Source organism: Micromonospora sp. NPDC005553, assembly GCF_042871765.1.
Lineage (GTDB): Bacteria > Actinomycetota > Actinomycetes > Mycobacteriales > Micromonosporaceae > Micromonospora.
Genome location: NZ_JBIAJD010000002.1, coordinates 443191 through 467312, shown reverse-complemented (window position 1 = coordinate 467312; position 24122 = coordinate 443191). Strand labels below are relative to the sequence as shown.

17 protein-coding genes and 1 tRNA gene are annotated in these 24122 nt (G+C 68.9%); 11 read left to right on the top strand and 7 right to left on the bottom strand.

Annotated features, from left to right (window positions below; translation table 11 throughout):
- Positions 1-7: 7 nt before the first annotated feature.
- Together ACFYPG_RS09475 and acs are read right to left on the bottom strand one after the other, a co-directional pair.
- On the bottom strand, positions 8-2803 hold the full coding sequence (locus ACFYPG_RS09475; protein ID WP_387351305.1) for an immune inhibitor A domain-containing protein: 2796 nt from the start codon (positions 2801-2803) through the stop codon (positions 8-10).
- 267 nt (positions 2804-3070) lie between these two features.
- On the bottom strand, positions 3071-5035 hold the full coding sequence (gene acs, locus ACFYPG_RS09470) for an acetate--CoA ligase (RefSeq protein ID WP_387351304.1): 1965 nt from the start codon (positions 5033-5035) through the stop codon (positions 3071-3073).
- Positions 5036-5468: 433 nt separating this feature from the next.
- Here acs and ACFYPG_RS09465 point away from each other — a divergent pair, with 433 nt between their 5' ends.
- On the top strand, positions 5469-6215 hold the full coding sequence (locus ACFYPG_RS09465) for an oxidoreductase (protein WP_387351303.1): 747 nt from the start codon (positions 5469-5471) through the stop codon (positions 6213-6215).
- 18 nt (positions 6216-6233) lie between these two features.
- Here the strand turns inward: ACFYPG_RS09465 and ACFYPG_RS09460 are convergent, their stop codons facing one another.
- Complete coding sequence (locus ACFYPG_RS09460; protein WP_355004872.1) at positions 6234-7037, bottom strand: HAD-IB family hydrolase; 804 nt, start codon at positions 7035-7037, stop codon at positions 6234-6236.
- Between the two features lie 1419 nt (positions 7038-8456).
- On the opposite strand from ACFYPG_RS09460, the gene ACFYPG_RS09455 reads away from it, so the two are divergent.
- The 3 genes from ACFYPG_RS09455 to ACFYPG_RS09445 are packed head-to-tail and all read left to right on the top strand — an operon-like array spanning position 8457 to position 10172.
- A complete protein-coding gene (locus tag ACFYPG_RS09455) occupies positions 8457-8900 on the top strand; it encodes a helix-turn-helix domain-containing protein (RefSeq protein ID WP_387351301.1) in 444 nt (147 codons plus the stop codon).
- Positions 8901-8957: 57 nt separating this feature from the next.
- Positions 8958-9680 (top strand): XRE family transcriptional regulator, encoded by a 723-nt coding sequence (locus ACFYPG_RS09450; protein ID WP_387351299.1) that lies wholly within the window; start codon positions 8958-8960, stop codon positions 9678-9680.
- 24 nt (positions 9681-9704) lie between these two features.
- Positions 9705-10172 (top strand): NUDIX domain-containing protein, encoded by a 468-nt coding sequence (locus tag ACFYPG_RS09445; RefSeq protein WP_387351297.1) that lies wholly within the window; start codon positions 9705-9707, stop codon positions 10170-10172.
- Between the two features lie 1388 nt (positions 10173-11560).
- Here the strand turns inward: ACFYPG_RS09445 and ACFYPG_RS09440 are convergent.
- From ACFYPG_RS09440 to ACFYPG_RS09425, 4 genes are all read right to left on the bottom strand, one after another.
- A complete protein-coding gene (locus ACFYPG_RS09440; protein ID WP_387351296.1) occupies positions 11561-12535 on the bottom strand; it encodes a hypothetical protein in 975 nt (324 codons plus the stop codon).
- Positions 12536-14459: 1924 nt separating this feature from the next.
- Positions 14460-15284, bottom strand: a complete 825-nt coding sequence (locus ACFYPG_RS09435) for a hypothetical protein (protein ID WP_387351294.1) — start codon at positions 15282-15284, stop codon at positions 14460-14462.
- A gap of 87 nt (positions 15285-15371) precedes the next feature.
- Positions 15372-16247 carry a hypothetical protein gene (locus ACFYPG_RS09430; RefSeq protein WP_387351292.1) on the bottom strand — a complete coding sequence of 292 codons (876 nt, stop codon included), beginning with the start codon at positions 16245-16247 and terminating at the stop codon, positions 15372-15374.
- An 84-nt stretch (positions 16248-16331) separates the two neighbouring features.
- Positions 16332-16399 (bottom strand) — tRNA-OTHER (locus ACFYPG_RS09425).
- 405 nt (positions 16400-16804) lie between these two features.
- On the opposite strand from ACFYPG_RS09425, the gene ACFYPG_RS09420 reads away from it, so the two are divergent.
- From ACFYPG_RS09420 to ACFYPG_RS09390, 7 genes are all read left to right on the top strand, one after another.
- A complete protein-coding gene (locus tag ACFYPG_RS09420; protein ID WP_387351291.1) occupies positions 16805-17995 on the top strand; it encodes a serine hydrolase domain-containing protein in 1191 nt (396 codons plus the stop codon).
- Between the two features lie 110 nt (positions 17996-18105).
- Entirely contained in the window at positions 18106-18660 is a 555-nt protein-coding gene (locus ACFYPG_RS09415; RefSeq protein WP_387351289.1) for an RNA polymerase sigma factor, read from the top strand.
- Positions 18660-19670, top strand: a complete 1011-nt coding sequence (locus tag ACFYPG_RS09410; protein WP_387351287.1) for a CU044_5270 family protein — start codon at positions 18660-18662, stop codon at positions 19668-19670. Before ACFYPG_RS09415 ends, ACFYPG_RS09410 begins: the two co-directional genes overlap by 1 nt.
- A gap of 218 nt (positions 19671-19888) precedes the next feature.
- Complete coding sequence (gene ssd, locus ACFYPG_RS09405; protein ID WP_355004894.1) at positions 19889-20992, top strand: septum site-determining protein Ssd; 1104 nt, start codon at positions 19889-19891, stop codon at positions 20990-20992.
- On the top strand, positions 20989-22200 hold the full coding sequence (locus ACFYPG_RS09400; RefSeq protein ID WP_355004895.1) for a TadA family conjugal transfer-associated ATPase: 1212 nt from the start codon (positions 20989-20991) through the stop codon (positions 22198-22200). The genes ssd and ACFYPG_RS09400 overlap by 4 nt, the downstream gene beginning before the upstream one ends.
- Positions 22197-23495 carry a hypothetical protein gene (locus ACFYPG_RS09395; protein ID WP_387351284.1) on the top strand — a complete coding sequence of 433 codons (1299 nt, stop codon included), beginning with the start codon at positions 22197-22199 and terminating at the stop codon, positions 23493-23495. Before ACFYPG_RS09400 ends, ACFYPG_RS09395 begins: the two co-directional genes overlap by 4 nt.
- Complete coding sequence (locus ACFYPG_RS09390; protein WP_387351282.1) at positions 23492-24112, top strand: type II secretion system F family protein; 621 nt, start codon at positions 23492-23494, stop codon at positions 24110-24112. The genes ACFYPG_RS09395 and ACFYPG_RS09390 overlap by 4 nt, the downstream gene beginning before the upstream one ends.
- Positions 24113-24122 lie beyond the last annotated feature (10 nt).

Sequence of the window (24122 nt, the reverse complement as noted above, 5' to 3'; positions counted from 1 at the left end):
GAAACAGTTACTTCTTTGCCGGGGTCACGTAGATCTGGGCCGACGAGTTGTCCCCGGCAGCCTTCTTGATCGTCAGCGAGACGCCGTAGTTCACGCCGGCGTCGCCCGGGTTGCCGGTACCCAGCACGATCGCGCCACCGCCCAGGGTCACGCCGTAGAACTCCGGCGCAGGGCTGCCGTCCGGGTTGGTGACCCGGGTGGTGTACGGCGCGTTGTTACGCGACGGCAGGACCACCGACGCGTCGTTGTCGCGGGCGTAGGCAGCACCGTCGCGCATCTCGATGCCCGGGTACCAGCCCTTGGCGTCGGTGAACGCCTTCACCGGCGGCAGCCCCTTGAACTTCGTGCAGTACGCGCTGTACGGCTCGTCGGCCGCCTCCAGGCACTCGGTGAACGGGTACGTCCGGTTCAGCGTGAACGCAGCGTTCGACGACTGCGGGCGGCTGGGCAGGTTGTCGGTCACCGACGGGTCCTTCACCGCCGCCTCGCCGGTACGGCGCAGCGGGTCGAAGTGCGAGTCGACGATGAGCAGGCCGCCCTTCGCGCCGTAGCTGGGCAGCGCGGTCATCTGCCCGGTGACGTGGTTGACGTCGCCGAGCGCGGTGTCCCGGTACCACACCAGCATGCCCGGAGCGTTGTAGGAGATCCGGTCGACCTTCCACGCCTCGTGCGAGTAGATGGTGTCGTAGGCGTACTGCAGGCCCTTGTCGAAGCCGTCGAAGTTACGCCACTCCGCCAGGTAGTACTGGGCGTGCACCTCGGTGCCGCTGGAGACCTTCCAGCCCGCGCCGGTGGTGTCGACGAAGGTGCCGCCGGTGGCCGTCCAGCCGTTGGCGCCGCCCTCGACGTCGTCACTCCAGGTGGTGGCGCCGCCGCCGGTGACCGAGAAGTCGTCGACGAACCAGTTGCGCTCCTCGAACGCCTCGTCGGTGGCCAGACGCAGCCGCACCTGAACCGTCGTCCCGGCGTACGCCGACAGGTCGACGTAGTCGTGCCGCCAGCCGTCGGTGCTGCCGGTGAGGCCGTACTTCTTGCCGCCGAAGTCGTTCATCCGGCCGTTCGGGTCCGGGTAGCCGTCCGGCGTGGTGACCACAGTGCCGCCCTCGTCGTACACCTTCTGCTCGGTCCAGGTCGTACCGCCGTCGGTGGAGAGCTCGACGAAGCCGTAGTCCCAGTCCTCCTCGATGATGTAGTTGTTCCACATCCAGAACTTCGAGTCGGCGGCTGCCGGCACGTCGACCGAGCGGCTCAGCTTGACGTCGGCCCACTCCTGGTCGTTGTTGCTGTGCCACATCTTCGTGCCGCTGTGCGGGGTCGCCAGCGTCGTCACCTTGTCCGGCAGGTCGACCTTGATGCCGTCCTCGGAGTCGATCGGGGTGCGCGACGTCTGGCCGAGCTTCACCTCGCGCGGGTTCGACCCGGGGCGGATGGTCAGCGGGTCGGCCCAACCGAGCACCCACTTGTCCCAGATGCCCATGTGTGTGGGCAGCGCCTGGAAGATCTCACCGGAGTGCGAGCCCGAGGCCATCAGGTCCCAGAAGTCCACGTCGGAGTCGGCGTTGCCGGACGTGTCGTAGAGGTCCGGCAGACCCAGGTCGTGGCCGAACTCGTGGGCGAAGACACCAACGCCGGCGTCTTCCGGCTGCACGATGTAGTTCGACGCCTTCAGGTTGGTGCCCGGGATGGTGTAGCCACCGGCGACCGTGGAGGAGTGCGCCCACACCGCGTACACGCCCTGGTCGCCGCCGCCACGGGACTTGCCCTGGCCGGCGTGCACCAGCACGAGGTGGTCGATCACGCCGTCCGGCTCGAAGACGTTGCCGTCACCGTCGCGGTCGGCCTGGTCCTCGATGTCGTAGTCGGCCCACGGGAAGTTCGGGTCCTTCGCGACGAGCGCGTCGATCGCGTCGGTCGCCAGGCGGCCCGCGCCGGCCGGGTTGTCCGGGTGGCCGTTCATCGACTGCTCACGGCCGGGAACCCACGCGCCGGTCTCGTCCTGGAAGCAGCGGTTGGCCGCGTACCAGCCCTCCGAGTGCGGCACGGTGATCCACGGGCTGGCCTGCCCGTCCACCGTGTACGCGTTCTTGGACATCTCCAGGTACATGTTGTGCATGGTGCGACCGGACAGGTCGATGCCCTTCTTGCCGTCCGGGCCCTTCAGGTCCGTGCGGACCCGCTCGGTGATGCCCTTCTTGCTGTAGAGCATCTTGTTGTAGTGCTGCGGCGAGAAGTCCGGCACCCACATCGAGTTGTTGTCCTCGTGGGGCAGGCGCGCCGGGTCCGCGATCTTGTTGTGCTTCGGGCCGTTCTGGACCGAGCCGGGGACGCAGGTGCGGTCCTCGAACACCGTCTTGGGGACCATGACGTTCGTGAAGTCGTCGTTGGCCTTGTCGTTGAACTCCACCAGCAGCGTCAGCAGCTTCGCCGTCTGGGTGGTCGGGGCCTTCTTGAACTTGCGGGGGTTCTGACCCGTCTTCAGCGACTTGGCCTCGTCCTTGGCCAGCTGCCGTGCGGTCACCGGGTTGCCCCGGGCGTGCTTCTGGTCGAACGCGCGCGCGGAATCCGCGGCAGGGGTGTAGATGCCACCCTTGCCCTTCACCTCACGGCCGGTGGTGTCCGGCTGCACCTCGGGCTCGGCGTAGTTGATGTAGTGCTCGTCCGCGCCGATCACCGCCTGGGGGGTGCCGGACGACGGCTGGGCTGCCGCACTGCCACTCACGGTCAGTGACGTGGCCGCGAGGGCGATGACGGGCAGCGCGACGAGTAGTCGTCGCCGCGCCCTGGACTGCGGTTTGTGGTTCATGCCGCTCCGTTTCTCGGGCATGGGGAGGAGGACGTTGGCGTGGTCGACCATCGAAGTGATGCGTGTCGAACTCTTCCAACCTGCGTGAACCTAAAGCACAACCGGCCGAAAGGACAGTGGTGGCCGATGCCTGTGCCCGTTCAGCTTTCCCCGACTCCCCCGACCGACCGATGTGACACCAGCAGTGCCGCGCAACCCGCACCCGTAAGACATGACAGAGGGTGGCGGCCCGAACGGACCGCCACCCTCCAATGAGTACGCCTACCGTCAGTCCTCGTCGGACTTCGTACCGCTCATCCCCGAGGAGATCAGGTCCATCACCGAGGAGTCCTGCAACGTCGTCACGTCGCCCAGCGAGCGGTTCTCCGCCACGTCCCGCAGCAACCGTCGCATGATCTTGCCGGAGCGGGTCTTCGGCAGCTCCGGCACCAGCATGATCTGCCGCGGCTTGGCGATCGGGCCGAGCGTCTTCGACACGTGGTTGCGCAGGTCGGCGATGAGCTGCTCACCCGCCTCGCCGGCGATGTCCGTGCTGCCCCGCGGAATGGCGAACGCGACGATCGCCTGACCGGTGGTCGGGTCGGTCGCGCCGACGACCGCCGCCTCGGCCACCGACGGGTGCGACACCAACGCCGACTCCACCTCGGTCGTCGAGATGTTGTGCCCGGACACCAACATCACGTCGTCCACCCGGCCGAGCAGCCAGATGTGCCCGTCGTCGTCCTTCTTCGCACCGTCGCCGGCGAAGTACATGCCCTGGAAACGCGACCAGTACGTGTCGATGAACCGGTCGTCGTCACCCCAGATGGTGCGCAGCATCGACGGCCACGGCTCGCGCAGCACCAGGTAGCCGCCACCACCGTTCGGCACCGACTGGCCCTGGTCGTCCACCACGTCCGCCACGATGCCCGGCAGCGGCGTCATCGCCGAGCCCGGCTTGGCCGCGGTCACCCCCGGCAACGGCGAGATCATGATCGCGCCCGTCTCGGTCTGCCACCAGGTGTCCACCACCGGCAGCTCGCCCCGGCCGATGTGCTGCCGGTACCACATCCACGCCTCCGGGTTGATCGGCTCGCCGACGCTGCCCAACAGGCGCAACGACGACAGGTCGAAGCCCGCCGGGAGGTCGTCGCCCCACTTCATCATCGTCCGGATCAGGGTGGGAGCGGTGTAGAGGATGCTCACCCCGTACTTGTCGACGATCTCCCAGAACCGGCCCTTGTGCGGCGTGTCCGGGGTCCCCTCGTACATCACCTGGGTGGCGCCGTTGGAGAGCGGGCCGTACACGATGTAGGAGTGCCCGGTGACCCAGCCGATGTCGGCCGTGCACCAGTAGACGTCCGTCTCCGGCTTCAGGTCGAACACCGCGTGCGTGGTGTACGACGCCTGGGTGAGGTAGCCGCCGGTGGTGTGCAGGATGCCCTTCGGGCGGGCCGTGGTGCCGCTGGTGTAGAGGATGAACAGCGGGTGCTCGGCGTCGAACGGCTGCGCGGTGTGCTCGGACGACGCGGTCTCCACCGTCTCGTGCCACCAGTGGTCCTTCTCCGACCACGCCACGTCCTCGCCGGTGCGGCGGACCACGAGCACGTGCTCCACCGACGGGGAGTTCGCCACCGCCTCGTCCACAATGGGCTTCAACGCCGACGGCTTGCCCCGCCGGTAACCACCGTCCGCGGTGATCACCACCTTGGCGCTGGCGTCCTGGATCCGGTTGCTCAACGAGTCGGCGGAGAAGCCACCGAAGACCACACTGTGCGCGGCGCCGATCCGGGCGCACGCCAACATCGCCACCGCCGCCTCCGGGATCATCGGCAGGTAGATCGCCACCCGGTCGCCGGCGGTCACCCCGAGGTCGGTGAGCGCGTTCGCCGCCCGGCAGGTCAGCTCGTGCAGGTCCGCGTACGTGATGGTGCGGGTGTCGCCCGGCTCGCCCTCCCAGTGGATCGCGACCTTGTCGCCCCGGCCCGCCTCGACGTGCCGGTCCAGGCAGTTGTACGCGACGTTGAGCTGCCCACCCACGAACCACTTCGCGAACGGCGGGTTCGACCAGTCGAGCACCTCATCCCACTTCTTCGACCAGGCCAGCCGATCGGCCTGCTTCGCCCAGAAGGCCAGCCGGTCGGCCTCAGCCTCGGCGTACGCGTCGATGGTGACGTTGGCGTGCGCGGCGAGTTCGGCCGGCGGGGGGAACTGGCGCGTCTCGTTCAGCAGATTGGCCAATGCCTCGCTCATGCCGTGACTCCTCATCCTCGGGGTGACCTGGGTCTCGATGGCACGAGGGTAGTCGCGGGGCCTGCGCCCGGCCACGGCTGCCCACTGCCTCGCGCCGAGCGGCCCCCGGGGCGCGCCCGGCGGCCCGTCCCACCTGTCCCCGCCGCGCGGGAGGCCTTGATCAACACGGATTCACGGAAATCGCGGTGTCCAAGCCAGGCGGACACCCCAACTTCAAGGAACCCGTGTTGACCTTGCCGGAAGTGCCGCAGCGGGTCGGCTGTGCGGCCGGGCAAGGCGCGCAGGCCCTCCTCGGCCGTGGCCGCGCCGAGGCGGCTCGCGGCGGGTGGGGGCGAAGCTGCGCCGGGTGAGGTGCCGCGCCGGGCGGGTGGTCCGGGTCGCGTTGCGGGCGGGTGCGGCCCGACGCGCCGGGCCGGGTCGTTAGCGTGGCGGGGTGACCACCGACCCGCTCGCCCCGTTGCTCGCTCTCGCCGACATCGCCGCCGCCGTCGAGCAGGCCCGCGCGCAGTTCGACCAGGCGCTCGGGCACCGGGCGCTGCGCCGGCACGGCGGACAGGTCGCCGCCGAGGTCAGCCTGCGCTCCGCTGTCGCCAGCGCGGCCCTCGAAGGGGCCGGGCACGAGCGGGAGGCGGTCCGGGCCGGCACCGTCACCGACCCGGTGCTCCAGGGGGCGCTGCGGGTCGCCGGAGCGCTGCCGGGCCTGAGCGAGCTGTGGCCGAAGGCACCCCGCCAGGCGCTCGCCAAACTGCACGTGCTCGCCGCACGGGACCTGGTGTCGGAGGCCGAGCTGGGCCGCCCGGTCGCCGACCCGGTGGTCGCCACCCGACTGGACGGGCTGGCCGGCCTCGTCGCCGGCGGCACGAAGGTCTCCCCGTTGGTGCTCGCCGCTGTCGTACACGGGGAGTTGTTGAACCTGCGCCCGTTCGCCGGGCCGTCCGGCGTGGTGGCCCGGGGGGCAGCCCGGCTGGTGCTGCTCGCCAGTGGCCTCGACCCGCGTGGCCTGCTCGCCGTCGACGTCGGGCACCGCGAGCGGGAGCCCGAGTACGTCGGCGCGGCCGGTGCCTTCGCCACCGGCACCCCCGACGGGCTGCGCTCCTGGCTACGGCACTACATGGCCGCCGTCGAGGTCGCCGGCGACCAGCTCACCGCCATCGGAGACGAGATCCTCGCCGCCGCCTGAGCAGCTGGACGGGTGGTGTCAGGCGGTGGTGGCGGCTCGGGTTCGGCGGTGGCGGCCGTACCAGGCGATGCCGATGGCCACACCCACCCCGACCCCCAGAGCCGCCGCGGCCACCGGGACGGCGGGCCGTTCCCGCAACCGCCGGCCCAGCGGGATCGGGTGCCGGAACTCCAGCACCGGCCACGCGTTCTCCGAAGCCAGCTTGCGCAACTGCCGGTCCGGGTTGACCACACTCGGGTGGCCCACGCACTCCAACAACGGGCGATCGCTGTACGAGTCGGAATAGGCGTACGAATCAGCCAGGTCGTAGTCCCGGGCGGCGGCCAACTCGGTGACCGCCTCGACCTTGCTCGGGCCCGCAGCGTAGAACTCGACCTCGCCGCTGTACCGGCCGTCCTCCACCGTCATCCGGGTCGCGATCACGTCGGTCACCCCGAGCAGCTCACCGATTGGCCGGACCATCTCCTCGCCGGACGCCGACACCAGCACCACGTCCCGCCCAGCCGCCTGGTGCTCCACGATCAGGGCGGCTGCCTCGGCGTACACGTAGGGGTTGATCAGCTCGTGCAGCGTCTCCGCGACGATCTGACGGACCTGCTCCACCTGCCAGCCCTTGCAGAGCGCAGCCAGGTAGTCCCGTGTTCGGGCCATGGTCTGCTCGTCGGTGCCGCCCAGCCGGAACATCAGCTGCGCGTACGCCGACTTGACCACGTCACGCCGGGTGATCAGCCCATCCCGGTAGAACGGCCGACCGAACGCCAGGGCGCTCGACTTGGCGATGACGGTCTTGTCCAGATCGAAGAAAGCGGCACTTCGGCCCACGGCGCGAAAGTCTAGCCGGATGGTCTATCGTCGGCGGGTGCCCGGGGTCATGCCACCCCTCAGACCTGCGGGCTCTCCGCTCCGCGTGATCACGCTCACACTCTGCGAGGAGATTTTCGCAGTGAGTGGAGGCAGCACCACTCGACGTGACGGGTCCGCTCAGGCAGACTTGTCCCTACGACGAGCTTTCACATCCCCGAAACAGGCAGACCCTCAGCGGTTGCACCCCCCGTGACCGCTGAGTGGTTCGGCTCGACCCCCCCGGAGCCGAACCTCCGACGACCCCCGTCTCCCCCCGACGGGGGTCGTCCCTTTCCGGGGAGCGCTCCCGACCTGCTGAAGGCACATCTCCCAGGTCAGCCGGTCGAGGCGACGGGCGGAAAGTCAGCGAATCGTCAGCGAAGGTCAGCCGGGCGGTCGGCGTAGTGCTCGGGCCTGTGCGTGTACAGGTGCCGAACGCGCCGCCGTCGCCGCTTCGGTCGGCAGGGTCCACCCGCTGTTCCCGGCCGTACCGATTTGGTCACGCCGACGGGGACGCTCCGTGGACTGAACCCTCCGGTGAAAGCTTGCTCGCGCGTACCAGGATCTGTGCCTGAGGGCCGCGGCGGCCCGACGGACAGAGCCTGATGCCCTCGACCCAGATCCACTCATCGCGTGGCGGGCGGTTGGCCACCAGTCGTACCCCGGTCACCCACAACCGCACCGGCCCGTCCGAGGGCAACAGACGATCGACCGCGCCGATGTCCAGCACCTCGCCGAGTTGTACCCGAACGTCAAACACCGCATCTCCTCGTGGTTGGCGCCGCGTTGTGAAGCGGTGGCGCGCTGTCAGTCGTATGTCGCTGGATCTGGAGGCCGGCGATCTGGGCGAATACTTCTCGTCGTGTCCGGGCCTTACCTGTGGCCAGGTCGATGGAGTAGCCGGTCAGCCACACCCAGCCGTGGTAGGTCGGCTTGTCGCAAAGCGAGGTCACCCGCAGCCAGAAGGCCCGATCACCGCCGAACTGCACCGACGCCCGAGCGTCAATCAGCACCAGGTCACCCGGAACGGGGACGGGGACACCCGGCCGAGGCGTGGCTGTGCGAGGCACCGGGGCGGGCGGACCATTCACGGGCCGTCGTTCGGGTCGCGGTCTCACACCAACACCCACCCCTGGCCAGCCTCAGCAGGCTGCCGCGCGACCAGAACCCGCGCAGCCCAGCCACGATCGACGCGCGACGGCGCGGCTCCACTCCGCACCACTCCCGACTGCCCGGACCGCCGCGCGGGCAAGGCGTACTTCCAGCCCGCGCCCGAGCAGGATTGACAGTCGGTCGATGCGTTCAGCCCCGTCATGCAGACAGGTTGTGGCACAAACTGCCCAGCTACCCGGAAAATCCTTCCGGGGTGGCAGCCGACCGAGGGGAGACGGTGAACGGGTGCGCGGAAGATTCAACAACCTGACCATCGGCGAACGCGTCGCCTGGTACCGCTACCGACGCGGCCTGTCCCAGGAAGTCCTGGCCGGGCTCATCGGCCGCACTGCCGACTGGTTGGGCAAGATCGAGAACAACCGGATCGAGCTGGACCGGCTCTCCGTCATCAAGTCCCTCGCCGAAGTCCTGGACGTCTCCCTCAGCGACCTGCTCGGCGAACCCTCGATGCTCGACTGGACCGGCGACAGCGGCACCGCGACCGTCCCCGCCCTCCGCGCCGCCCTGATGGACTACCGCGTCCTCGGCCCTTTCAGCAGCGGCACGGACGCGGAACCCACGAGCGCCGCTGTGCTCAGGAAGGAGGTAGCCGCCCTCTGGGATGCCTACCAGGACTCCCGTTTCGGGTACGTGACCGGCCGTCTGCCCGAGCTGCTACACCGCGCCTAGGCGGCCGCCGACCACCACGACGGCGACGACCAGGACCAGGCTCGTCGGCTCCTCGGCTTGGCGTACCAACTCGCCGCCACCCAGCTCACCAAGCTCGGAGAGTGCGACCTCGCCTGGATCGCCGCCGACCGCGGCTTAGCCGCCGTCCGACCCACGGGTGACCCACTCATCACCGGCTCCCTGTTCCGCTCCGTCGGACACGCTCTGCACGCCACCGGCCGCTACACCGAAGCTGTACGCCTCACCGAAGACGCCGCCGGCTACCTTGAGCCCCACCTCACGCACGCCACACCAGCGCTGCTCTCCGTCTACGGGACGCTGTTCCTGTCCGGCTCGATGGCTGCCGCCCGATCCAACGACGCCACCACCACCCGCACCTTCCTCGCCGCCGCCGACCACGCCGCCGGCCGACTCGGAGCCGACGCCAATTACCTCTGGACCGCGTTCGGCCCGACCAACGTCGCCATCCACCGCGTCGCCACGGCCGCCGAGCTGGGCGACCTACAGGTCGCCATCGACCTCGGCCCGCGCGTCGACACCGCCGGGCTACCGATGGAGCGTCGGGTACGGCACGCCCTCGAAGTCGCCCGCGCCTACAGCTCGTGGAACCGCGTCGACGATGCCCAGGACGTCATCCTCGACGCCGAACAGATGGCGCCCGAGCAGGTTCGGCACCACTTCCTCAGCCGCCAACTCGCTCTAACCTGGATCCGCCGCCAACGCGGCAAGCCTTCGGCCAAACTGGTCGGCTTGGCCCAGCGACTCAAGGTGCTCGACTGAATCCATCCCAACTAGGCTGCCCTGGTGACGGCCAACGAGATGCCACCCATGGCAACCCCACGCGTCGCCGCCGGCGCCCTCTTCTTCGACCGCGAAGGCCGCGTGCTCCTCGTACGCCCCAGTTACAAGAAGCACTGGGACATCCCCGGAGGCTACGTCGAACCCGGCGAGTCACCCCGAGCAGCATGCATACGCGAAATCCAAGAGGAACTGGGCCTCACTCCGACAGTCGGGCCGATGCTGGTCGTGGACTGGGCACCCGCCGAACACGAAGGCGACAAGCTCCTCTTCATCTTCGACGGCGGATCACTCGGCGCCGAGCAGGAGCGCGACATCCGCTTCGCGGACGGTGAGTTGACCGAGTGGCGCTACGTAGGCGCAGAGTCCTTGGAACAGCACGGCCCACCCCGGCTCGTCCGTAGGATCCGCACCGCTATCGCAGCGCGCAGTAACGGCGTGTCCGTGTATGCGGAACACGGCAGCGCAATCTAGACCGCAGTTTCAATACACAATCAAGGCGGCCCCTTCTAGGGCCGCACGCGCCGCCGCCTAGGCGCGCGCCGGCACGCCGCTAGACGTATCACCGACAGCTTGTAGCGACGCGCTCCTGGCTTGCTGAGGGGCAAGACGAGCAGCCAGAACACGCGATCGGCAGCCGAGGATCGCGACTTGGACAGCACATCGGGATGATGATCCAGGACGTGGACAAGCAGCGGGAACGACTCACCGATGCCGCGTGGCGCCGACGATCCTGCGCCTGCACCGCGTCAGCCAATCAGGACCGTCATCGGGAAGCCGATCATTGGCAACCTTCGAATAGAAGTAGTTCCGCCTCGAGGGGAGCACCTGCAAGCTGCCCAGATCCGTCGTCCGTACGACCCAGAGACGATCGCCGCAGCCTTGACAATGCTGAGCCCAACGGGCGTTCGGATCGTTGTCGGCTGGTTCGATGGGCCGAAGCTGAGCGCGCAGATCCCACTGGTCTCGCACGCCGTAGTCCTGGCCGTCATCAGAGGTGACTGAGCCGACATGCAGGTGCTCCGACCCGGAGTAGATTTCTGCCCACTCGCGGACCGTGTGCTCCACGGGTAGCCGGAATAGGCCCCTTTCACCAGGCCCTAGGACTATTTGACCAACCAGCTTGGCGGGTAGTTGAAGCACCGCGAGGTTGCCGCCGGTGGTCCCCGTCGGGTTGGTAACTAGCTCGCCTGAAGTGATTGTGACGTGTCGAGAAGAGTGGTTAACGACTTCTACGTCGAGAAGCACCGTCCAACGAAGGTCACCGTCGTCCGGGCGTGTCTTGGAGTGCTGCGGGGTGGGCGGTGGTGGCTGCGCTCCAGGCTTACTAAGGCACCAGGGTCTTACGAAGCGGCCGTCCTCGAACGAAGCCAGCGACCAGCCGAAGTCGTCGGCAGGGTCTGTTCGCTGACGTACCTCGGGGACGACAGGCTTGAAGACAACGGTGACCTCTGGGGCTCGCTGGTCCAGCACATTGCGAGTGGCTGCCTTACTCGCAGCCCTACTCGCGATGATCGCCGCCCAAGCAGCCACAATCGCAACTATCGCCGACAGGGCAGCCGCAAGGGCAGAAGCGATGTCCCACACAGTCGATCACCGTACGTCCTGACCGCTCGTCTGGGGAACTGGGAGCGTCCAGTGCCCAGATATCCATACCTCCACCTCGCCTGGGCAGGGCCTTGATCGAGCGTGGAAGGCAAGTTGCCTGGACTAGCAAGATCGTTGGGCACACGCCGGGCACAACTGAGGTCGACACAGGCCCATCGCAGACGCTGGCGGGTGTCGCCTGTACGTGCACGACCAGCGGCCATCACGCTTCGGGCGTCGCTCAGCCCGATTCCCAAGCTGATGCTCGGCACCCGTCAACTGGTGCTTCCGCTAGATGTTCGCGATTGGCGCTGGGCGGGACTCGGTTGGGCAAGATCTTGAGGACTGAGGCCTCGCGCAGTGCTGGAGGCCTGACCGGGCGGACTGGGTGTCGGCTTCGTTCCTTCGCTCGACGCCCTTGCGCGAGCAGTCGCGATGTAGCGCCCGTGCTCCTCGGGCCGATCTGGGTCGATAAGGGCGAAGAACGGCTTTTCGTAATCGAGCAGCGGGCGGCCGCCATAGGTTGCTATCGCCTCCGCTTCCGGCGCTCTCCGCCAAAGCACCCCGAAGGACTCCGCGTTCATATGCCGGTAGACCTTCATAATCTGCGGCGCTCCTCCGATTGATCGATAGCTCCCGGAGCGGATCATGTCTCGCAGGACTTCGAGGGGCTCCATGTTGAGAGGATCGACTCCGGTTAGACCTCGACTCCTTCGCAACAGGGCGAACTCTCGCAATGCGTCTTTTTTGACATCGCCAGTAACGAGCAGATGGACGTTGGGATTTCTGTGCCGATCGGGGCTGCTCTTGCGCCGGTAGTAGCGTCCGGTAGCCCGGTCGAATGTGTATAGCCACATTCGGAACTGCTGCCACCTCCACGACCAGCCGCCTAGAATGAATGTGGTCTGGGATTTATCCGCGAGGGCACCCTCTAGCAGTCCTCGCTCCACTATTCGCTCATCCAGCATTTGATTAAGCACTTCCTGAACGGCATGCGCCAATTGAGTTATGTCATATCGGCGTTCGATGCTGGCTGGATTTGCTTCTATGGCTCTAACTATCTGAAGCATTGCGGGATATGCAATGTCCGTCATGCCTGCAAAGGCGAGGATGGCATCTGATCGCGGGAGCGAAACAATCTTCGGGCAACAGTTCCACAGGGCACCGCCGCCCGTGAGGCGGCTGTCGGAGGCCATAACCATCTCGCGTTGATCGGAGTAGTTGCGCACCCAGGCAAGGACCAGCGTCATGGACGGAGCCTAGGGCAGACAAAGGGTCGATGCGACGCTCGCCAATGGCTGACCGGCGGCAAGGGGTGAGGCGGCAAACGATCAGAGCCTCCAGACCGGGGTCATTGAGGTAGAACCTGGCACGAGCACCCAGTCGTCGCTCTTAGGGCGTGGGTCGGCGGGCAGATGTTGACAGCAACGCTGACAGCAACCGCACCGGACCGTGGCGCACCAGCGAGTGCGGAGACGGACGGTGCTCCGAGTTAGCGACCGAACCCGGACGAGCGCGGACGTGTTGCACAGAGCTTGTAAGCGAGACGTCGCCTAGACCTGGCACGCAACGTCTGATCCGGCGGGTAATCGGCGGTACCACTGCCGAAACAGTCTCTTTAGGATCAAGGCGGCCCGCAAGCGGGCCGCGCCGGCCGGCCACGCTTGGGAGTCACAGGATCGGAAGACCTCGGGGCACCGCCCCGAACCCCGACCCTCCTCAGAGATCAGCCGCGGATCCCCTCATCGGGCACCCAACGGGCTGGACGGTCAAAGACTGCCCGACGAGGAGATCCGCTGTGGCGCGCGGCCTGCCGCCTACCGGCGAGCTTTCCTTCTTGCTCGGAAAGCAGTCACTCGACATCTGTTTGAGCAGTAGACGGCGGTGATCGGCCGCAGGCGTCTTCGCGAATGAACCGGCATCTCTTGGCCGCAGTAGTCGCACGACTCCCGGTAGGTCACGCGATGGAGGTATTCGTCTAACCATCGTTCCCTGCGCCAGATCCGCTGACGGCAGGCGGTCGAGCAGAAGACTGCCGTCGAGGGCCGGTCCTCCGCGAGCTTCCCTCCACAGGCTTCACATCGACGCGACAGCTTCCGAGGCACTACCAGATGCTAGCTCCGGACAGCAAGTGAACGGCTAACTGCGACGGACGATGGCAAGTATCGCCTGGTCAGGCCACGTGAAGTCCGAATTGCCCTGTGACACTTTCCCGCAGTTGGTCCAAGGTGGTGCTTACGATTTTCTCGACCGCCTCACCGGGCGGTTGCTCGGTCCCGAGAAGGATTCCTCTGCAGGGTGAGCGTTCGTCGGTCACCCGCGCGGGTCGATGAACGCCGACCCCACGGCTGCGGCCGTGACACCGAGGAGGAGAAGATCTTGGACCGAGTCCGTAAAGATCGAACCGTGCGGCCATCCCGCCGGCGAGATCAGGAGCGGAGACAGCAGAGGCTTAGCCAGGCTTGGATGCTCTCACGTGCGGCGCTGCAGCTCATTGGGCTGTTTGTGGCAAGCGACGAGGGCCTGCACCTGGCGGCACAGGCCCTCGTTGTCCTCGGAGATTTAGCGGTAAACGCCCTGCACAAGCGAACTCGCCGCTAGCTCTTCCCAAGGGCCGGGTTGGTGACAGCCGACCCGGCCCTGACGGGACTGTGTTGACTCATTCCCGTCCTCGCATTGTGGCCCTTGACAACTAAGTTGCCAACCCGGATTGGGATTTCACACAAGATTCCTGCGCTTTGCACGGACCATGCGCTCGTTCGGCTGTACAGCCGCCCGTACAGCCAGGCCGGTCGACGGGTAGCGGTCGTGAGCGACAGCAGCCGACAAGCCGAGCAGGTCAGCGGCGCCGGCCGACGCTGGCCGACAGCGGTCTTGATCTTTGCAAGGGCAGCGGCTAGCACCTGCCGGCGAGCAGTCCGCATCCAGTCCGCAAGAGGTCGACGGACGGTAGGGGAGTGGTGAGAGATGTCGAGAGGTGTTTCCGCTGGTAGGAGCACACCCAGGCAGGTCACCGGGTCGCCCGTCTTGATCTCATAATCCCTCGGTCGCCACGCCGAGCCTTGACGACCACCATTGAGACTCGTCCGGTAGGGCGCTCCACCTTGTCCCCGTCTGCGAAGGCTGGACGGTCTGGCGACTGCCCGACGAGGAGATCCGCCCACACATCCTCCGTCACTCAACGGCCTGAGCATCGGGCTGCATCGACTCAGCGGAGAGAGCTTCGAGGGCGGACCGAGACATCCACTGTTCGCAAATCCAGAGAACCCCTTGATCGTCCACGGCCGCCCCGATCCCTCGTAAACGGTCCCCAGCATTCTTGGGGCCAGGCGCCTTGGCCAGCCGCGGGGTAGGGCTGGCTAGCGCCGACCGATGCACGATGACGGCCGTGAGGTATTCGCCAGACTTGCTCTGCAACGGCCCAAGGCACGCCTTGTCCTGCCTTGCTTGGCTCTCGTTCGGCCAGTACGGGTGCCTTTGGGAGACGAACACGTCCACGTCAACGACGTAAAGGTGACGCTCAGGAGGCGGGATCAGGCCAGCAAAGTCCCTCGCCTTGACCTCTGCCGGAGCGGGCGCAGAAGGCACGCCGGGGATGAAGAGGTCGTAGGGAAAGCGAAGCCGGAGAACATGGGTGTCGTCCTCGGAAACCGCGTACCCGGTGAACCACCGGGGGAGCCAGCCGGGCGTGGCCACAAGGAGGGCGTTTGGCTCCCCTTCGCCCTGCTGGAACGAGGAATCGTATCCGATTTTGAAACCAGGGCCCGTCTCCGCGTGTCGCTCGTCCGGGCCGTGCAGGCTCACCTTCAGCTCCGCAAGGTTAGCCTCGCGTGCCTTCAAGTAGAAAGAGGTTTGACCCCACCAGAGCCGCCAGGAATAGCTACAGATGCCTGTCTGTCGGCTACCAACGCAGAAGTAGATGGCACCCTTGCCCTGAGGGCCACCCGGAAGCATGCCGACTGCCCCGCTGGTTTTTGTCGGGTCGTCGCCACCGTCCATGTAGCATCCTCCCACGCTCAGGCGTACATGACGACCGTATGCCTTCAACCTGGAGTGATGCCACCTCGATTCCAACGAGGAGTTCCGCTAACGGTGATTCCACTCCCCCGACTCGGGATCGAAGGACATCAGTTGAGGTCGGTCAGGAGACGACTCAACAGACCCTCTCGAGACCCGGGCTGCTTTAATGGCGGCGTTCATGGTTCCGAGAGCGAGTTTCAGCACCTCGGGGTTCTCGGTCCGAAGTTGGGCGGTTGCCCTGAAGTCATCGGCGCCGACGAGGTCGAACTCAAAGACGGGCGGAGGGATAGGAACATCCGGCTCTTGGCGGGCCAACGCGCCCTTCTTCTCCTTGAATCGCAGGAGTAGCAGCTTCAGCCCGTCCCAGACGGCGGACGCCGCCAAGTTCGGACCCATCGCAGCCACAACAGGTAGGGCAACCTCCAGGATGATCCTCGCCGGAGGCAGCGCCGACAGTTGGAGGAGATGACTCCCCCGAACGCCGAAATCTCGGCTCATGAGACGGAGCGCTGCCACGAGGTCCTCTGGCGGAAACCAGCCCAGGTCCGCTGATACTCGGAGCGCCGCCTTCGGCTGCGCCGGCCAATGTTCCTCGGCGAGGTCCATCCGGCCGCCGACGGAAAACCCGCCAACTTCTCCTAGGGCCGTCCACTCCGCCTTGTCGGCTTCGCCCTCAACCCACAATCCGCCTCCGCCCCTCGGCGTGGGTCGCAACTCCGCCTTGACGCTGCGGGTCCGGACCGGCAGGAGGCCATCGTGGTGACCGGTCATGGACTGGCTGCCGCTATTGAGCCGTTCCATGAGGTTTCGCAGCGACTGCTCGGGAACGCTGATCCCACCGTATGCGTCGAGGGGATCTGTAGTGGCTACGAAGCCACTGAAGCCCACCCATGCCACGGGCACCCCCTTCGTGCCCGCTACGTGCCCGATTGGCAGGTCCACGAGGGGCAAACATGGTCAACATTGCCACGAGACGACAAAGGCTCCTGACAAATGTTTCCGCAGTTCAGAGGCCTTGCCATTGCCTGGTGGCGAATAGAGGATTCGAACCTCTGCCGCTTCCGCGACTGATTGACAGCTCGGCCCTATCCGCCTGAGCACGGTACAACAGTGTCGCCGTGCTCGCGGCCTGCCCTGCGGGCGGCCTCCGGCCGTCCTCGGGCGCCCGCAGCGCGTCATCCGGAAGTCAGCGGATCGTCAGCGAACGCCGTACCGCGCGGCGACTCTCGACCATGCTCGACAACACGGCCGGTACCTCTGACCATGCGGCACGGCGCTTGATCGCAATCGCTGCTACGTCAGGTCACTTTCCCCCCCAACGAGGGTCGTCCCTTTCCGGTGGGAGCGCGCCACCCGGCACCACCCGGCACCGTGAGGCTCGCGCGTGCCCTGGAAGCGGGGGTCTGCTGCTCGGCCGGCTCTCCGCCCCACGTCGTCGCGGGCCGTGCGACCGCCGCCTGGCGTGTAATTTCCCAGCGGGGAGAGCTGAGGAGGAACGCGTGGCTGCTGGTGGCTTCTCGTCGAAACGGCTGGCCCGGGTGCGGGGGTTTCTTGAACACCACGTCGAGTCCGGCTTCGTCCCGGGCATGGTGGTCGTCCTCGCCCGGCACGGTGAGGTGCACATCGAAGCGACGGGTCAGCTCGCGTTCGAGGGTCCCGGGTCGCAGATGCCGATGGCGGCCGACACGATCTGCCGCCTGGGCTCGATGTCGAAGCCGATCGTCGCCGCGTGTGCGATGACCCTCGTCGAGGACTGCACCCTCCGCCTCGACGATCCGGTCGACGATCTTCTCCCGGAGTTGGCGGACATGACAGTGCTCGCCGATCCTCACGGCCCGCTGGACGACACCGTCCCGGCGGAACGCCCGATAACGCTGCGGGACGTCCTGGACGGCACCCTTGGCACCGGCATGGTCCCCGCCGAGCCGGGCACGGTGCCGATCGCCGACGCGTTGGGCGCACTCGAATATCAGTCGCCGGACGCGTGGATCCGCCAGCTCGGTGACCTTCCGCTCGTCCACCAGCCAGGTGAGCGCTGGATGTACGACACCGCCGCCAACGTGACCGGCGTGCTCATCGCCCGGGCCACCGGCATGTCCTTCGGGGACGCGATCCGTGAGCGGGTCTGCAAGCCACTGGGGATGGTCGACACCGCCTTCAACGTGGGTAGCGAGAGCATCGACCGGTTCGCTACGGCGTACGAGCAGGACAACGCCGCCAGCGGCGAGCCGGTTGTCGAGGACGGTCCCGACGGGCGGTTCAGTCGACCGCGCCTGTTCGAGTCCGGTGGCGGCGGGCTCGTCTCGACCGCCAGGGACTACCTCGCCTTCGCCTCGGCGCTGCTTGCCGGAGGTGTCCACGGCGGCGAGCGGGTGCTGTCGCGGCCTGCGGTGACGCTGATGACGAGCGACCACCTGACCGCGACCCAGAAGGCCGTCTCCGGGTTCTGGCCCGGCTACTTTTACGCCATCGGCTGGGGTTTCGGAATGTCGGTCCGGACCCGCCGCACACACCTCGGGCCCTCGGTCGGCAGCTACGGATGGCCCGGCTTCTACGGCACGGCCTGGTACAACGACCCCGCCGAGGACCTGACGGCGATCGTGTTCATGCAGCGGGCACACGCTGGCGACCAGCGGCTGCCGATGTGGCACGACTTTTGGACCACCGTCTACCAGGCGATCGACGACTGACCGCAGCGTTCGTTCCCCGGTTGGCGGCACCCGCCCGAGGCCGCGCGGTAATCCCGGGGCCCTCAGCGACACAAGCCATTGTGAGAGTCGCCGAGGCAATGGGGGTTCGGGTGGGTCCACCGAAGAAGCGGGACGAGGGCTGGTTCACCAGGCTCTACGCCGCCGAGTACGAGCACATAGTTCGATACGGCCTGCGTCGGCTCGCTGACCGGGATGCCTCGGCGGAGCTTGCCCAGGAGGTCTTCGTCGTCGCCTGGCGTCGTCGCGCCGAGGTGCCGGAGCGCAGCCTGCCCTGGCTCTACGGGGTGGCTCGACGCCTTCTGGCGAACCAGTGGCGGTCGCGACGCGGCGCACCGGACCTCCTCCCGATCACCGATGTCGACCTTGAGCGACTGGCCGGATCGTCGGGTGCCGACACGAGCGTCGGGGTCGCCGACATCTGGACCGCGCTGGCCAACCTCAACGACCTCGACCAGGAGATTCTCCGGCTGGTCGGCTGGGAGGAGCTGACGGTGTCCGAGGCGGCCAAGGTTCTCGGCTGCACCGGGGCGACCGCGGCAGTGCGCCTGCACCGCGCCCGCCGTCGCCTTGCCGAAGCGATGTCGGCCCGGCCCGCGCAGACCGGGCATCGACCGGTGTTGGCGACCATTCGAGAGGATCTGTGATGTTCGGAGCAGAGCGAACCCGTACTCTTCTCGGCCCGGCCGACCCGGCCCGCAACGCCGCCGTCGGGCCACCGCCGGTCTCGGCTCGCGAGCTCATCGACCGCGCGAGCGCTACCGAGACGGTCGCCGGGCGTCGTCGCGTACACCCGACCCGTCGGCTGGTCCTGACGGCCGGGACGCTGGCGGTCGCAGCCGGTGCCGTGGCGGTGCTCCAGCCGCTCGGCGAGCGCGCACCGGAGGCCCCGCGCGGGCCTGGAGACGCAGCGGGGTTGGTGCTCGTGCCGGTCGCGTACCAGTTCGACGCGGATCCGCCGGCCGCCGGCCCGCAGCTGCGCATGCTGGCCGACAAGATCAAAGATGCGGCGTACGACCACCAGCGCGGCCGCTACATGTATCACCACACGAAGGTGTGGGGCGATCCGGTGATGACCTCCGCCGACGGTCGCCACCACGTCGCCTTCGCCGGGGCCTCCAAGGTCTGGCAGGCCGCAGACGGGACCGGCAGTCAGATCAACACACAGCTGGAGCCGCAGTACCCCGACCAGGAGTCCCGGGACTACTGGCAGCGAGCCTTCGATTCGCGTCCGGCGGTCGAGGGCACCCCTGCTCCGGCCATGATCCCGCTGCCGCCGCAGGAACTCAGGCCGCCGTCGGCCGTCCCGGCCGAGCTACGGGAGCTGCTGAAGGTCGAATACGGCGCAGGGGCGGCGAGCAAGGAGGTCAGCACGCTCTACGGCCGGTACGTCGTACCGCGTGCGACCCGAGCGGCGGTCCTGCGGGTCCTCGCCGACGTGCCCGGCTTCCGCTGGCGGGGGCAGGTCACGGACCGCGCCGGTCGGAACGGGGTCGCCGTCACCTTCGACGACCGCGAACACGACGCGCAATCTCTTCTGGTCTTCGATCCGACGACGGGCGAACTGCTCGCCGATGAGCGGTTGACGCTGTCACCAGTGCGGATCAGCTCGTACCAGGTGATCCTCGATGCCGGCTGGACCGACCGGGTCGGCTGACCGCGACCTGCGGGGCCGCTCCTTTCGGGAGCGGCCCCGCTGTTTTTCCGCAACGGCCGTAGCTGCCGCGATGCCCGCGCCCGTAGCAGATCAACCGTCTCGGTGGCGGTTTTCCACAGGCCACCAGGTTGTCCACAGGCGACGACATCGGGACGGCTCGTGGGGTGGATTCCGAGCACTGTCGACGGCATACCAGAGCCCGACCGCTGGAGGCCGCGATGCCACCCCGTACCACGGTTCCGCCGATCCGCCGGCTCCCGCTGGTCGTCACCGGCGACGACGACCTGCTCGACGATGTGCTCCGGCTCGCCGCCGTCGGCGGCACGGAGGTGGAACTCGCCCGCGACCCAGCGGCTGCCCGCACCCGGTGGCTTACCGCGCCCCTGGTGCTGCTCGGCGCCGACCAGGCGCAGGCCTGCCTGCGCGCCCGGTTGCCGCAGCGCCCTCGGCTGGTGCTGCTCGGCCGGGCTGGTCAGCTCGACCCTGGCTGGCAGATCGCCGAGCTGATCGGGGCCGAGCACGTCGCCACGCTGCCGGCCGCAGAGCCGTGGTTGGTGGATCGGTTCGCCGAACATCATCCGGATCGTCCGGCCGGCGTCGGCGCCCGTGTCGTCGCGGTCCTCGGTGGTCGGGGCGGTGCGGGGGCGAGTGTGTTCGCCGGTGGTCTGGCGGTGACCGCCGCCCGGGCCCGGTTGCGCACCCTCCTGGTCGACGCCGACCCGCTCGGTGGTGGCCTCGACCTCGTGCTGGGCTGGGAGCAGTTGGAAGGCCTGCGCTGGCCGTCGCTCACCAGCGCCGACGGACGGGTGGACGCCCCTGCGCTGGTGCAGGCCCTGCCCAGCCGGGGTGACCTCGTGGTGCTCTCCTGGGACCGCGGCGAGATGCTGCCGCTGCCGGTGACGGCGATGGCGGCGACGGTCGACGCGGCCCGGCGTGGGCGCGACTTCGTGGTGATCGACCTGCCCCGACAGTTGGACGAAGCGGCTGTGGTGGCGCTGCAAGCCGCGGACCAGGCGTTTGTTGTCGTGCCGGCCGAGTTGCGTGCCACCGCGGCGGCCACTCGGGTGGTGGCCGCGGCCGCCCCGCACTGCGCTGCACTCTCGGTGGTGGTGCGCGGGCCCGCACCCGGGCGGTTGCGGGCGTCCGAGGTGGCACGGGCGCTGGGCCTCCCCTTGGCCGGCACGTTGCGCCCCGAGCCGGAGCTCTGCCGTCGGCTGGAACGGGGCGAGGCGCCGGCAGCCGGGGGCAAGGGCCCACTCGCCGTGCTCTGCCAACGGATCGTCACCGACCTCACCGGCGCGCCGGCTGCGGGTGCGGCGTGACCGCCGGGCCGGAGGACGGCACGCTCGCCGCCCGGGTACGGCAGCGGATCGCCGCCGCCGCCACCCCGGTCACCGCGGCGGCCATCGTCTCCGCGGTACGGGCCGAACCCGCCGCCGCAGTGCTCGGTGACACCGCCATGCTGCGGATCGCCGACCGGGTGCGCGACGACCTCGTCGGCGCCGGGCCGTTGGCGCCGCTGCTCGCCGACCCGGAGGTCACCGACGTCCTCGTCAACGGCGTCCGGGTCTGGGTCGACCGCGGGTCGGGGCTGCACCAGGTCGCCGTCCCGATGGGCTCGGTGGAGGACGTCCGTCGATTGGCGCAGCGGCTGATCGCCAGCGCGGGGCGGCGGCTCGACGACGGCTCCCCGTACGCGGACGCGCGGCTTCCCGACGGCACCCGACTGCACGCCGTCCTGCCGCCGGTGGCGACCGAAGGTCCCTACCTCTCGCTGCGGACCTTCCGGCACCGGCCGTTCACCCTCGACGAGCTGGTACGCCAGGGGACCGTGCCGCGACCGCTGGCACCACTGCTCGCCGCAGTTGTGGCGGCCCGGTTGGCGTACCTGGTGACCGGGGGCACCGGGTCGGGCAAGACCACCCTGCTCAACACCCTGCTGGGGATGGTGCCGACCACCGAACGGATCGTGCTGGTGGAGGACGCCGCCGAACTGCGTCCGGGGCATCCGCACGTGGTGGGGCTCCAGGCACGTACCGCCAATGTGGAGGGGACGGGCGTGGTCAGCCTGGCGGACCTGGTCCGGCAGGCGTTGCGGATGCGCCCGGACCGGCTGGTTGTCGGGGAGTGCCGGGGCGGTGAGGTGGTCGACCTGCTGGCCGCGCTCAACACCGGCCATGACGGGGGCGCGGGCACCCTGCACGCCAACACACCGTCGGACGTGCCGGCCCGGTTGGAGGCCCTCGGCATGTTGGGTGGGCTGCCTCGCGCCGCGCTGCACGCCCAGGTGGCCGCCGCGTTGCAGGTGCTGTTCCAGGTACGACGCGGCGACCGGGGTCGCGTCCTGGAGTCGGTCTGCCTGCTGCTGCCCGAGGGGCCCGAACGCATGGTGACGGTGGTGCCCGCCTGGGTGCGCGGCAGCGGGCTCGGGCTCGCCGCCCGTGCCCTCGGGGCGCTGCTGCGGGAGCGCGGGGTGGCGGTGCCACCCATCCTCAGCGAACCATGGCCCGGCTCGGCGGGTCCGGCATGACCGCCGAGACGATGCTGGTTGCGGCGCTGCTCCTTGTCGCCGCTGCCCTGGTGGCGTGGCCCGTGTGGACCATTCGGTCCCGTCGCCGCCGCGTGCTGGCACCGGAGCGGATGTCCGGCCGTGTTGATCCGGATGACGCCCTGGTGCAGTGGATCAGGGAACTCGGTCGCACGCCGGACGGGCCGGTCGACGGCACCGGAGCTGCCCCGACCAAGGGTCATCCGGTCGGCATCGCGGGCGAGTCGGGTGCCACCGCGGGTGCCAACGAAAGACGGACGGCACTCGGCTGGCCCGACCGGGACGTCACCCGCAGCCCGAGGTGGCCGGGAGCGGCAGACGGGTTCACACGTCCGGAGGGGCCGACGCGCCCGCCGGCCCGGCGGGATCCCCGACGCCCGACCGGCACCGCCCGCCCGGGGGTGGTCCCCACGATGCTCGATGCCGAACGGCAGCCGGGCGCGTCAGCGGCCACGATCACGATCGGTGTCAGCGGCGTGGACACGGCCGGTCGGAACGACGTCTCCGGCCCGGCAACCGCTGACAGGCACGGTGACCTGGACGCCGGCTGTCGAGGCGGCGCGTCCGCCGGGGCGGCGTCCGACGGGTGCGCGATCGTGGACTGCCGCGCCCACGGGCGCGTCGGCGCGATCGGAGGAAGGCCGGGTACGCCTCCATCGGTGCGCATCGCGCGATCGACGACCCGCGTGCTGCCGGTGGTCGGTCTGCTTGGCGGCGGGGTGGGTGCCGTGGTCGGCGGTCCAGTGGCTGCGGTCGCGGTGGCCGGGTACGGCACGCTGGCCGTGCGCGCCGCGCTGCGTTGGCGAGTGAACCGGAGCGCCGAGCGGGACAGACGACGTGGGCTGGACCAGCTCTGCGGCCTCGCGGCGGACCTGCGGGCCGGCCTGCCCGTCCCACACGTGCTCGACGTCACGGCCGTCGGAAGTGACGGGGGGAGTCGCCTACGTCAGCTGACCTCGGCGGCGGTGCGCTTGGCCGACCGGACCGGCGCGCCGCTAGCGGAGCTTCTGGAGCGGATCGAGGCGGACGCACGGGCGACCGACCGGGGTCTGGCCGCGGCGGCGGCCCAGGCGGCCGGTGCCCGGGCCACGGCCTGGCTACTGGCGGCCCTGCCGGTTGGCGGGATCGGGCTGGGGTACGGCATCGGCGTCGACCCCATGGCGGTGCTCCTGCACAGCACGGTCGGCGGCGCCAGCGCGGTTGTCGCGGTCGCCCTTCAGGTAGTGGGCCTCCTCTGGGCGGAACGGCTGGGCGCGGCACCGGGGCGGGCCGGATGACCGCCCACGGCCCAGCCAGGCGGCGACCGGACGTGATCCGGCTCGTGGCGGTGCTGGCTGGGCTCGCCGTCGCCATCGTCGTCGAGGGCTGGCTCGGGCTGCTCGGCGCTATCCCGGCCGCGTTCCTGCTCGATCTCCTGTTGCGGCGGATCGAGTCGCCCGCCGTGCGTCGGCGGCGGCAGCAGGAGGCCGCCGACCTACCGCTCGCCGCCGACCTGCTGGCCGCGGCGATGCGGGCGGGCGCCCCGGTGGATCGCTCGGTACTGGCCGTCGCCGAGGCACTGGACGGGCCGCTCGCCGGCCGGTTGGCCCGGGTCGGCCGCACGCTGCTGCTCGGTGGTGGCCCAGCAGAGGCGTGGTCCGCGCTGGACGGAGTGCCCGGCGCGGAGCGCCTGAGCGCAGCGGCGTTGCGGTCGGCAAACAGTGGTGCCGCCCTGGCCGGCGCGCTGACCCGGCTCGCCGACGACCTGCGCGCCGACCGGGCCACCGCTGCCGAGGCATCGGCCCGCCGGGCGGGTGTGCTCATCGTCCTGCCGCTGGGGCTCTGCTTCCTGCCGGCGTTCATTCTCGCCGGACTCGTGCCGGTGATCGTCGCCGTTCTCGGCGACGTGCTCTGACCCATCGAGA